Consider the following 12,910-nt stretch of genomic DNA (forward strand, 5'->3'; position numbering starts at 1 on the left):
GTACCTGCACAAATGTTATTAATAAACAGGGATTTAACTGCCAATATGCCCCTACAATGGGGAAGATTTTGAACCATTTATGCCTGTTTTCTCCTGTAAAAAACCTTACCCGTATCACTTAGTCGCTCACAATCAATAAATACTTAAATTTTAATCCTAAATTTGTCTTTGCGTATTTATGCAATAATATGAACAGTGATTTAGGGAAATATGAGCAAATTATTTATCAAAAATATGGTCTGCAACCGTTGTATTCTCGTAGTTCAAAACGAACTCGACAAGCTCGGTATAGAGGCTAACAATATAAAGTTGGGCGAAATAACCCTTAAAAAAGATTTAACCACAAAAGAGCGTGAAGCATTGGAAAATGTTTTAGACCCTTTGGGCTTTCAGGTCATTGACGACAAAAAGAGCCGGATGATTGAGAAGATAAAAAATGTTATCATTGATTTGGTGCACCATCAGGACAATGATGCCAAAACCAATCTTTCGGATGTATTGAGCGATGCGCTGCACAACGACTACAACTATCTTTCCAACCTGTTTTCCGATATTGAGGGCACGACCATTGAGAAATATTTTATCGCACAGAAAGTAGAAAAGGTAAAAGAGCTTTTGGTATATGATGAGCTGTCTTTAAGCGAAATTGCCGACCGTATGAATTATTCGAGCGTGGCGTATTTGAGCAACCAGTTCAAGAAAGTAACCGGACTTACACCAAGCCATTTCAAGCAGATACGGGAAGACAAGCGCAAGCCTTTGGATAAGGTTTAAGTAAATCTTACAAATCAAACCCATAATTTCACAATAGAACTCCCCCTTATTGTTGCCAACTTTGCAATGTGAAAACAAAGCAATCGAAATATGGCAACAAATAAAGAAACAGTTTACATTCCTTTAGAGGATGTAGAAAGCGAACACTGTGCATTGATAGTCGAAAAAGGACTGGCACAGGTAAAAGGCGTAGAAACCCACAAAGTAGAGCTAAATAACCGCAGGGCGGCTATTACCGTAAATGATAACGAGGTAGTAGGAGAAGCTGTAAAAGCGATTAAAGATTTAGGCTACGGCGTTCCAACCGTTAAACATACATATCCCGTATTGGGTATGACCTGCGCATCTTGTGCGGGCAGTGCCGAGAGTATGGTAAAATACGCTCCGGGCGTGGTAGATGCTTCGGTAAACTTTGGTACGGGCAACCTTACCGTGGAGTTCCTGCCGAATATGACCAATTCCGAGCAAATCAGAAAGGCGGTACAGGATGGCGGTTATGACTTACTGCTTGAAGACGAAAACAAGCAGCAGGAAACATTAGAAGCTATCCACGCCGAAAAATTCAGAAAACTTAAAAACAAAACCATTTGGGCGGTAATCCTATCGCTTCCGGTAGTCATTATCGGTATGTTCTTTATGGATATGCCTTACGGTAATGAGATAATGTGGGCATTCTCCACTCCGGTAGTCCTTTGGTTAGGTAAAGACTTCTTTATTAATGCGTGGAAACAGGCAAAACACCGTTCTGCCAATATGGATACCCTCGTAGCATTGAGTACAGGTATTGCTTATATATTCAGTGTATTCAATATGCTGTTTATGGACTTTTGGCATCAGAGAGGCTTACACGCTCACGTGTATTTTGAAGCAGCCGCCGTTATTATCGCATTCATTCTGTTAGGTAAGCTGCTGGAAGAAAAAGCCAAAGGAAACACCTCATCAGCTATTAAAAAACTGATGGGCTTACAGCCGAAAACGGTTATCGTGATAGAAGCTGACGGTACGGAAAGACAAAAAGCCATCGAAGATGTGAACGCAGGCGATATTATCTTAGTTAAGCCAGGCGAAAAAATTGCGGTAGATGGTATGGTGGTATCGGGCAATTCGTATGTAGATGAAAGTATGCTAAGCGGCGAGCCTGTACCTGTACTGAAAAAAGAAAACGAAAAGGTATTTGCAGGTACAATCAACCAAAAAGGCAGCTTCCAGTTCAAGGCGGTTAAAGTGGGCAAAGAAACAATGCTTGCCCAAATCATCAAAATGGTACAGGATGCACAGGGAAGCAAAGCTCCGGTACAGAAATTGGTCGATAAAATCGCAGGTATTTTCGTTCCGGTAGTAATGGGTATTGCTATCCTGACATTTGTACTATGGTTCATTTTGGGTGGCGATAACGGTGTAGTACAGGGATTATTGGCAGCCGTTACCGTATTGGTTATTGCTTGTCCTTGTGCTTTGGGCTTGGCAACACCAACCGCTATTATGGTGGGCGTTGGTAAAGGTGCTGAAAACGGTATTTTGATTAAAGATGCGGAAAGTCTGGAATTGGCTAAAAAAGTAAACGCTATCGTTTTAGACAAAACCGGAACCATTACCGAGGGAAGACCACAGGTTACAGGCATCCAATGGCTGAACAATGACGATGCGACCAAAGATATTTTATTGAGCATCGAAAAACAATCGGAACACCCGTTGGCGGAAGCCGTTGTTAAACATCTGGACGGAGTTTCTACCACTACGTTATCAAACTTCGACAGTATTACAGGTAAAGGAGCAAAAGCCAATCACAATAACGAAACCTATTTTGTAGGTAATAAAAAGCTCTTAGCTGAAAACAAGATTACCATTGGGGAGCAACTGCAACTGCAAGCCGATGAATGGGGCAAACAGTCCAAAACCGTTATTTGGTTTGCAAACAGCAAACAGGCACTTTCGGTAGTGGCTATTTCCGATAAAATCAAAGAAACATCGGTAGCAGCTATCAAAGAAATGCAGGATATGGGCATTGACCTGTATATGCTGACCGGAGATAACGAAGCAACTGCCAAAGCCATTGCACAACAAACAGGTATCAAGCATTACAAAGCGGAAGTATTGCCACAGCACAAAGCCGACTTTGTAAAAGAACTGCAACAACAAGGCAAAGTGGTAGCGATGGTTGGCGATGGTATCAATGACAGTACAGCTTTAGCAACAGCCGATGTCAGTATCGCAATGGGTAAAGGTTCGGATATCGCAATGGACGTAGCTAAAATGACCATCATTTCATCAGACCTTACCAAAATACCACAGGCAATAAGATTATCAAAGCAGACCGTTGCTACCATTAAGCAAAACCTGTTCTGGGCATTCATCTACAACCTTATCGGTATTCCTATTGCAGCAGGTATTCTTTACCCAATCAACGGCTTCTTATTAAACCCGATGATTGCAGGAGCGGCAATGGCATTAAGCAGTGTGAGTGTGGTAAGCAATAGTTTACGTTTAAAATGGAAAAAATAACTTCTAAAAAATTAAAGACAATGGAAAAGAAAACACATTTTACGGCAGAGCAAGCCAAATCTATTGGCGACCAGTTGAATATTGACTGGAATAAAATTCCATTAAATGAGTTTCGTGTAGGGCTTGAAGTGGAACTGGAACACGGCTTGCAAGATGAGGCAACCAATGTAACAGGTAATGACCCTATTCTTACGGCAAAAATTGCCTTATCCCACTTAAACGCATTTTCAGATTATTATACAAGATTGTACAAAGGTTTTGGAATGGAAGTTCCACAATTAGGCAACGAATAATTAAGAAAGAATATGGGACACGACCACGGGCACAGCCACTCGCACAGTGCGAATAAAAAGACCTTAACCATTAGCTTGGTTATCATTACGTTGTATATGGCAGTAGAGGTAATCGGCGGATTACTGACAAACAGCCTTGCATTATTAGCAGATGCCGGACATATGTTGAGCGATGCGGTATCATTGTTCATTGCATTGATGGCATTTAAGTTCAGCAGCAAGGTAGCCGACTACGGCAAGACCTACGGCTACAAAAGATTTGAAATACTGGCGGCGGTTATCAACGGCGCAACGCTGATTTTGATTTCAGCTTATATCATTTACGAAGCGATAGAACGCTTCCAAAACCCGCCGGAAATTCAATCAAGCGGTATGCTCATCGTGGCATTCATCGGCTTACTCGTTAATGTGCTTGTAGCCTGGATAATGATGCGTGGGGCTGACGTAAAAGAAAACCTCAATATGCGTGGCGCATACCTGCACGTAATCAGCGATATGCTTGGTTCGGTTGGTGCTATCATCGCAGCCTTGCTCATTATGTTCTTTGGTTGGGGATGGGCAGACCCATTGGCAAGTGTTATCGTTTCCATACTGGTATTGAGAAGCGGTTATTTAGTAACCAAATCATCGGTACACGTATTAATGGAGGGCACACCGGAGAATGTTGAGGTTGAAAAGGTAACTGGAAAAATCCTGAACACCAACGGTATCAGCGGCATTCACGACCTGCATATCTGGACGATTACAAGCGGTTTGAACGCCCTTACCTGCCACGCCGTAGTTGATGAAAAAATGACGATTGGAGAAAGTGAAGTAATGCTTCGTAAAATAGAGCACGATTTGGAACACCTGAACATTCATCACGTAACTATTCAGTTAGAAACACCTGCCCATACACACGATAATTCAGTATTGTGCAATGTAAAGGCAGACCCATCAGGACACGACCATCATCATCATTAATTCAGTTGAATACTATTTAAAAACAAGTTTTAATCTCTAAAAAGGAAATAGAAATGAAAGTGAGCAAATTATTGATAGGCGCATTCGCCTCGTTAACTATCCTCTTGGCATCTTGCGGTGGCGATACCAAAACAGCAAAGGACGGACACGTACACACAGCGGGCGATGGACACGACCACGCTACGGAACAGGTTGAAAAACCTGCCGAAAAAACAACCGCAAAAAACAGAAATGAAAAAGGCGAATTAGTTGATGCGTCAGGACACCTGATTACGGGTTGTCCGGGGCATAAAGAAATGATAGGTTCGCAGGGCGATATGTGCCCGAAGTGCGAATATATGGTAATGATACCTATCACTTGGGATATTACAGGAGTAGATACGGTAAGGGTAACTGCTTTGGCAGACTACAACCCACCTGCGGATAAACTGAAAAAATAATCATCGAATTTAGCTTTATTGCGTTTGCTTAACGGTAGTTCCATTCAACAGGAACTGCCGTTTTTTTATGCACTTCCAAATCAGTAAATATCACAAATCTATCAGGGAAAAGCGTAATAAGGAACTGCCGTAATGTGCTGAAATTTGCAATATCAGAAAACAAATAAAATCTCAAATAGAAATGAAAAAGTTAGTGTTAGCATTGTCGGTAATCGCTTTTACTGCCTGTAACAATACACCAAAAGAAGAAAAGGCAAAGGAAAGCCTTTATCCCGAAACAGAAGAAACGGTTGCACCAGCAGAAACTGGTAACGAAGCCGTAATTACCATTAATGGCGGAGATGATATGAAATTCGACAAGACCGAACTTAAAGCCAAAGAGGGACAAACTGTAAAGCTCATTCTGAAGCACATCGGCAAAGCACCGATTGAAGCTATGGGGCACAATGTTGTCATTCTTGCACAAGGGACAGACTTTAACGCCTTTGCCAATGCATCAATAGATGCTAAGGAGAACGGCTACATTCCAAAGGGAATGGAAAACTCCATTATTGCCAAAACCGATATGATTGGCGGCGGGCAAACCGCCGAAATCACCTTTGCTGCTCCGGCAAAAGGTTCGTATGATTTCCTATGCTCGTTTCCTGGTCATTACATCTATATGAAAGGCAAGTTCATTGTAGAATAATACGGCAATTTCTAAATCAGTAAAAATCACAAATCTTACAAGGAATAGCATAATAGTAACTCACCGTTAAATACGGAAATTTGTAGAACAATAAAAAAACAAGTTCAAAATGAAAAATGTAGAATTAAGCATACCAGATATGCAAAGTGCACACTGCCAGGCAAGAGTAAACGGTGCTATCAAAGACATAGACGGCATCAAAATCGAAAAATTAGAAGCAGGAAAATTGGCTGTTTCAGTTGAAAGCGATGAAGTAAAAGAAGAGCTGGTTGAGGCGATTGAAAAAGCAGGCTACAAAGTTGGCGGCGACAGCAATGAGGCTTCAAGTTGCTCAACCGGATGCTGCAATTAAATTTGGGCAATCCCGGGAATGTATGAAAGTGCGTCTCCGGGATTTTTTTCTCGAAACTATTTCAAAGAAAATATGAAACACTTTAGAACGTTGTTCCATAAATAAGAAGCTATGTCACATAAACAAAATTCAGGCGACTGTTCGGAAATAATGACGAAAGTTTGCGGGGTAGCAGACCTGAATATTCAGACACGATTGGATACAGGTACATCCGCACCATTTACCGTCCAAATTACTAACGAGCTACAAACGGATTACCAGCAGTTGAATAACCTGCTCCTTGTTAAATGCAATATCACCCTTGAAATTATTTTTATAAAGCGTATTATCGAAAAGGTAAAAGAATTACTGGTGTACACCGAACAATCCATATCGCAGATAGCAAAAGCATTAGGCTACCAAAAGCCGACTGAACTATCGGGTCAGTTAATAACCTATACAGGATTAACGTCTGCACATTTTAAGCAAATACGAAAAAACAAGCTCGAAATCATCAAAAGACAGCAGGATAGACAAAACAAATTATAATGTCAGAACAGCAAACTTTTAAATAAAAGTCTTCATTAACCTCTCTTTGTGTACTAAAGCAGAGGTTTTCTTTTTATAAGCAATGGAAGACAGGAAACTACCGAGAGATGAAGAAATACACGTGGCAGACACACAAAATTATAAAGGAAACCGAAGACACCATTACCATATACTTTGACACAGCGCAGCAGGCATTTACCTATCTGCCCGGTCAATACCTTAATATCAGGCTTACGGTAAACGGCGAACTGCTCATACGTTCGTATTCGTTCAGTTCTAAGCCGTCTGAAGAATTTCCCGCCGTTACCATTAAAAGGGTCACAGGCGGAAAAATGAGCAATTACATTTTGGATAATGCAGACCATATCGAAAACTGGGAAATAGAAGCACCCTTTGGAAACTTTGTTTTGGAAAAACCGATAGCAGAACAATCCCAAATCGTACTATTGGCAGGCGGCAGCGGTATTTCGCCGTTATACGCAATGCTGAAAAGCATTGAAAGCACCAATCCAATTCCCTTACTGGTGTACAGCAACAAATCGCCGGAAGATACTATATTCTGGAATGAACTGGAAGCGATGCAGGCGGATGAAAAGCTGAACATCTGCTATTCCTTTACCGCACCCGAATTTGTTTCAACCAAAATCAACCACGTTGCAGGCAGGTTCAATTTGCTTGTTTTGCGTTCCGTCATCAAAAGACTGGTTGGCGAGGTTGCCGAAGCCCATTATTACATCTGCGGACCCAATGGGCTGATGGATTTGTACAGGGATGCCTTAACGGGCTTGAACATTCCCGAAACGCATATCCATTTGGAATACTTCGACCCCATACCGATAGATGCGGGCAATATGGAAACGGACGGCAATGCCAAAGATGTGATTGTAAACTACTACGAGGAAAATTACATTAATGATGAAACGCAGACTTTTGAATGTACATCGCTCATTGAGGTTCAGCCGAAGCAGTCGCTTTTGGATGCGATGAAAGCCCATCATATCAATGTGCCGAGTTCTTGTAAGAACGGAACCTGCGGAGCTTGTTGGGCTGTAAAGACAGACGGAGAAGTTCGGATGCTAAACAATGCCGCATTGACCGAACAGGATATTGCAGAGGGAATAATTTTGCTTTGCCAAAGCTACCCGATGAATGCGGATGTTTGTGTTACGGTACAGTAATACCGCACACAAGTAAGTTTATAATATTTAATGTTACTGCACCGATTTTCATAAAATTTCACAAAACAAAACCGGAATATCATAACACTTTGTAGGTAGCAAATGCAGAATTTTGACCCCTGAATAAAGGGATTAATACAATTTTTAGAAGCTATGACACTATTAATAAAAGGAATGGTGTGCAATAGATGTACCTATGTTCTTGAACAGGAATTGACAGCTTTGGGTTTTGAGGTTTTGGATATAAAACTGGGGCAAGCCATCATAAAGGATACGACAGACTTTTCGCAGAAGTTGGGAGTAATCAAAACGATGCTGAAAGGCATCGGCTTGGAACTGATGTATGACAAAAACCAAAAGACAATAAACAGGATAAAAGAGTTGGTGGAGAAAGGTATCACGTTGCAACTGCAAAGCGGCACACCTACCAAATTCACAACCTTAATCAGTGGCAAGCTGCACAAGAACTACGATACATTGAGTGCCTTATTCTCTTCAGTGGAGGGAATTACACTCGAAAAGTACATCATTCGTCGGAAGATTGAAAAGGTAAAAGACCTTTTGGTACATACCGAAATGTCGCTGACCGAGATTGCCCACGTACTGGGGTACAGCAGTCAGGCATACCTTTCCAACCAGTTGAAAAAACACACGGGCTTTACATCAAGCTATTTCAAGCAGGTAAAGCAGGAACACGGGGAAGCCGTTACTATGCAGATGGACGAAGCGCAACCCCCGCATTAAGGGTTTTCCAATCCATCCCCCAAGCATTTTGCTATTTTTTTAATGCAGGCATCGGAGCTACTGAAACATCAGTAGCTCTGTTTGTTTCAGGCAGATACCACCAAATCAAAAAAGTAAATTTCACAACTTTTACCCGTCATTTCGTATAGCTGCACCTTAGCTGTAACCCGACCTTTGCCCCTGTATTTAAAATTTTCAAAGTTTAACTAAACAAAGAAGCGTAACAAAATAAATGTAAGATGAGAACAAGTAAAATTGGTTTGTTATCCCTCTTCCTTATCGGAGCCGGATTGATACAGAGTTGCAAACAAAAAGAAGAAAAACAGTTAAAAGATGAGCCTCCGGTAGTAACCGTAGCCACTATCAACAGTTCGGAAACCGAGCAATCCGTTTCCTATTCGGGTTCTATTGTACCCGATAATATGACTACCGTAAGTTTTGCCGTAAGCGGAACAATTAACAGTGTGGGCGTAAATGAGGGACAACGTGTAAGCAAAGGACAATTCCTTGCAAGCATTGATGCCACCGAGTACGAAGCCGCATTGCAGATTGCCAATGCAAGCCTTGAACAGAGCGAGGATGCGTTCAGAAGATTTGATGAACTGTACAAAAAAGGGAGCTTCCCCGAAAAGGATTACATCGACATCAAAACCAAAGTAGCACAGGCGCAGGCAAACAAAAAGATTAACCGCAAGCGCATTTCCGACAGCCGCCTGCATTCGCCTACCAACGGAATTATAACCGTGAAAGCCGCCGAGGTGGGCGGTATCGCAGCACCGGGAGTACCTGCCTTTACCATCGTAAAAACGGATATGGTATATGCGCAGTTCGCAGTACCCGAAAGCGAAATCGGGAACTTTAAACAAGGGATGCAGGTGGATATGCACATACCTACATTGCAACGCAATTTCACGGGCAAAATCACAATCATCAATCCCGTGGCTGATGAAATTTCCAAAGCATATACACTGAAAGTACGCCTTGACAATCCCGGTGGTGTGCTGATGCCGGGAATGATTACCCAAGTGCTTGCAGGCGTTCCAGTTAAGGTTAAGCAGGTACGTGTACCGCTTACCGCTATCGTGAACAACGTTGATAAAATCCCTCACGTGTACGTGGTAGATAAGAACAACAACGCCAAGCTGACAAGGGTAACCGTTGGCAAAATCGTAGGCGATGAAGTCATTATTACCAATGGGCTTGAAGAAAACCAAACCATTATCCTTGCCGGACAAAAAAACGTCAAAGACGGGCAAAAAGTAAAAGCAGAAACAGCATCGGTAACAACCTCCGCTCCAAAAACTGAATAATTTATGAAAAGGAAAATAAACATCATTGAAGCGGCAATGAAATTTCCGCAAGTACCGATAGCGATTACCGTTATTATGGTGCTTGCAGGACTGATTTCATTAATGACGATGCCGAGAAGTGAAGACCCCCGTGTGACAGTCAGAACGGGGCTTGTCGTGGCTTTCTATCCCGGAAGCGACGAAGTACAGATGGAAAAAGAAGTTACCGATAAACTGGAACAATACCTGTTCGGTTTTGAGGAAATCAAAAAAGATAAAACCCATTCGGAAAGTAAGCCCGGACAGGTAGTTGTAACGGTAGAATTGCAGGACTATGTAAAAGACACCAAAAAATTCTGGAACACCTTACAACACGGTTTGGATGCCAATATGCCCTTGATATTGCCACGAGGCGTACAGGGACCGTATGTGAACAGCGACTTCGGCGATGTGGTTGTTCAGATGATTGCCGTATCAGCCCCCGGTCGTTCTTACGCCCAGTTGGAAAACTATTTGGATGAACTGGAAGACGGCATTAAGACGATACCGTCCGTTTCCAAAATCAAGCGTTACGGCGGACAGAAGCAGCAGGTATTTATTACCCTGCGAGAAGATGTATTGAAGCAATACGGTTTCGGTATCAACGAAATCACAAACACATTAAGCCAACAGAATGTAACTATTCCGAGTGGCGATATTGAAATTGACAAAAACCGTTTCCTTATTTTCACGGATGCGCAGTATCAGAATGAAAATGAAATCGGGAACCTGATTGTATATAGTTCCCCGCAGGGCGGCAATATCCGTTTGCGGGATATAGCCAACATCGAGAGAAGATATGAAGACCTGAAAAGCAAAATTACCGTTTCAGGAAACGATGTAATGATGCTGACCGTAGAAATGCAGCCCGGACAGAACATTGTCGATTTGGGTAATGCGCTGACACAGAAAGTTGCTGAAGTAAAAGAAATCCTGCCATCAGATGTGCAGGTCAGCACCATTGTTGACCAACCCGAAGTGGTTGATATGAATTTGGGGCATTTCTTTATCGAGTTCGGTATCGCCATTGCAGCCGTTATCTTGGTCGTAATGCTCCTGCTGCCGTTCAGGGTTGCCACCATTTCAGCCATTGCAGCACCCGTTACCATTGCCGTAACATTTGCTATCCTCAATTTGTTGGGTATCGAAATGCACCAGGTTAGTTTGGCGGCAATGATTATCGTACTGGGGATGGTGGTCGATGATGCCATTATCGTAGTGGATAATTACATCGAGAAAGTGGACGAAAAAATACCGTCGTGGACTGCCGCCTGGCAGAGTGCCACACAGCTAATGGTTCCCATTTTCACGGCAACGCTTACCATTGTCCTTTCGTTCCTGCCGTTGGCATTTACGCTTACCGGATTAACAAGGGAGTTTGTGCAATGGATACCGATTACCGTAACTATTGCCTTAGCAGTTTCGTTCTTGGTAGCCTTGTTCCTTACACCTTACTTGTGTTACCACTTCCTGAAAAAAGGATTGAAAAGCCACGATGCCCAAAAGCCGAAGAAACGCAATTTCTTAGACAGAATGCAGGCAGGCTTTGACAGAGCTATCGAGTTCTGTATGAAATGGCAGAAAACCACATTGGTAGCAGGAATATTCATCTTTTTACTTTCGTTCGTGGTAGGCAGTCAGGTAAAAACCGAGTTTTTCCCTATCGTAGAAAGAAACCAGTTCAACCTTGAATTGTGGATGGATAACGGTACGAATATCCACGAAACCGAAGCAGCCGTTAAGAAGATAGAAAAGGAAATTGCAGGCGATAAGCGCATTGTAAACACAGCAAGTTTTATCGGTACAAGCTCGCCACGTTTCTACTCTACCTATGCACCGGAGCACCCACGGGAAAACTTTGCGCAGGTATTCATCAATACCACAAGCAAAGATGCAACGGCAGAAATGATAGACGAGTATGTACAGAAATTCAACAACTACCTGCCGAACGGTTATGTGCGGGTTAGGCAGCTAAGCAAGAAGCAGCAGCCCGCACCGATTGAAATCCGTGTGATTGGCAAGGATATGACCGAGCAGAAAAAAGTAGCCAAGCAGGTTGCAGCATTACTGGAAAACACTAAAGGTTCTAACTGGGTGCGCACCGATTATCAGAATGATTATGTAGGGCTGAAAGCCGTGGTTAAAGAAGATGTAGCCTTGCGTTTGGGCGTTACCAAAGCGCAGATAGCACAGGCATTGGGTGCAAAGATAAAAGGATACCCGGTATCGCAGATGTGGGAGGGCAATAAAGCCATCGACATTGTATTGCGTACAGACGAAAGCGACAGGGAAAATCTGGATGCTTTGGGCAATATGTACATCAATTCAACATTCGGTGCTAAGGTTCCTCTAAAGCAGGTGGTAGATTTACAACCGTCGTGGCATACTGGGGCTATTGTACACCGTAACGGGTTAAGAACCCTGACCGTTTCTTCCGAAGCGCAGTTGGGCAGAAAACCCGCAGAAGTATTTGCAGAAGTACAGCCTAAAATTGACAGCCTGAAACTGCCGAAAGGCATTAAGATTGCCTACGGCGGCGAGTATGAGGATGGACTGGAAAGCGGTCCCAAAATGGGAAAGGCTTTTATGATAAGTTTCGTTCTCATCTTCCTTGTGCTGTTATTCCAGTTCAAGCGTGTGGGTAAAGTATTCATTGTACTGGCTTCGTTCCCGTTGAGTTTACTGGGCGCAATGTTGGGCTTGTTCCTTACAGGGTACGAGTTCGGGTTTATGGCAATCATCGGTATTACCGCCTTACTGGGTATCGTAGTCCGTAACGGGATTATCCTCGTGGACTATGCAGATGAACTGGTAAGGGAGCACGGTCATACGATTAGAGAAGCAGCCCTGTTTGCAGCTAAACGAAGAATGCGACCAATCTTCCTTACCTCAATGGCGGCAGCAATCGGTTTGATACCGTTAATGGCGAGTGGCTCGCCGGAATGGGGACCGATTTCAAGTACCATTTCAATCGGTATTCTGGTATCAATGATTACCACATTATTTATCGTTCCGGTACTGTATTACAGGTTCGTAAAACCACCTAAAAACAAACAATCGGATGAACAGCACGAGCGCAATACCGATACCGATGTTCACCACCAAAAATATTTATCATAA

12 protein-coding genes are annotated in these 12,910 nt (G+C 42.8%); all 12 read left to right on the plus strand.

The window, feature by feature from the left end; translation table 11 throughout:
* The first annotated feature begins 210 nt into the window (after positions 1–210).
* The 12 genes from AACZ49_RS09855 (at position 211) to AACZ49_RS09910 (ending at position 12,910) form a co-directional block, all read left to right on the plus strand.
* Entirely contained in the window at positions 211–774 is a 564-nt protein-coding gene (locus AACZ49_RS09855) for an AraC family transcriptional regulator (protein WP_200122132.1), read from the plus strand.
* A 90-nt stretch (positions 775–864) separates the two neighbouring features.
* A complete protein-coding gene (locus AACZ49_RS09860) occupies positions 865–3,276 on the plus strand; it encodes a heavy metal translocating P-type ATPase (RefSeq protein WP_225603962.1) in 2,412 nt (803 codons plus the stop codon).
* Positions 3,277–3,296: 20 nt separating this feature from the next.
* Entirely contained in the window at positions 3,297–3,569 is a 273-nt protein-coding gene (locus tag AACZ49_RS09865; protein ID WP_225603961.1) for a DUF5661 family protein, read from the plus strand.
* 12 nt (positions 3,570–3,581) lie between these two features.
* Positions 3,582–4,532, plus strand: a complete 951-nt coding sequence (locus AACZ49_RS09870; protein ID WP_225603960.1) for a cation diffusion facilitator family transporter — start codon at positions 3,582–3,584, stop codon at positions 4,530–4,532.
* A gap of 53 nt (positions 4,533–4,585) precedes the next feature.
* Positions 4,586–4,972 (plus strand): hypothetical protein, encoded by a 387-nt coding sequence (locus AACZ49_RS09875; protein ID WP_225603959.1) that lies wholly within the window; start codon positions 4,586–4,588, stop codon positions 4,970–4,972.
* 181 nt (positions 4,973–5,153) lie between these two features.
* Positions 5,154–5,660 (plus strand): azurin, encoded by a 507-nt coding sequence (locus AACZ49_RS09880; protein WP_225603958.1) that lies wholly within the window; start codon positions 5,154–5,156, stop codon positions 5,658–5,660.
* 109 nt (positions 5,661–5,769) lie between these two features.
* Positions 5,770–6,012, plus strand: a complete 243-nt coding sequence (locus AACZ49_RS09885; RefSeq protein WP_225603957.1) for a heavy-metal-associated domain-containing protein — start codon at positions 5,770–5,772, stop codon at positions 6,010–6,012.
* A gap of 150 nt (positions 6,013–6,162) precedes the next feature.
* Positions 6,163–6,540 (plus strand): hypothetical protein, encoded by a 378-nt coding sequence (locus AACZ49_RS09890; RefSeq protein WP_339654074.1) that lies wholly within the window; start codon positions 6,163–6,165, stop codon positions 6,538–6,540.
* A gap of 107 nt (positions 6,541–6,647) precedes the next feature.
* Entirely contained in the window at positions 6,648–7,718 is a 1,071-nt protein-coding gene (locus tag AACZ49_RS09895) for an iron-sulfur cluster-binding domain-containing protein (RefSeq protein ID WP_225603955.1), read from the plus strand.
* 153 nt (positions 7,719–7,871) lie between these two features.
* Positions 7,872–8,462, plus strand: coding sequence for a helix-turn-helix transcriptional regulator (locus AACZ49_RS09900; RefSeq protein ID WP_066439830.1), 591 nt, complete (start codon positions 7,872–7,874; stop codon positions 8,460–8,462).
* A gap of 239 nt (positions 8,463–8,701) precedes the next feature.
* The gene (locus tag AACZ49_RS09905; protein ID WP_339654079.1) at positions 8,702–9,772 is read left to right on the plus strand and encodes an efflux RND transporter periplasmic adaptor subunit; all 1,071 of its coding nucleotides are present in this window, start codon (positions 8,702–8,704) and stop codon (positions 9,770–9,772) included.
* A 3-nt stretch (positions 9,773–9,775) separates the two neighbouring features.
* Positions 9,776–12,910 carry an efflux RND transporter permease subunit gene (locus AACZ49_RS09910; protein WP_339654081.1) on the plus strand — a complete coding sequence of 1,045 codons (3,135 nt, stop codon included), beginning with the start codon at positions 9,776–9,778 and terminating at the stop codon, positions 12,908–12,910.

Origin of the sequence: uncultured Maribacter sp. (genome assembly GCF_963975365.1) — a bacterium.
Lineage (GTDB): Bacteria > Bacteroidota > Bacteroidia > Flavobacteriales > Flavobacteriaceae > Maribacter.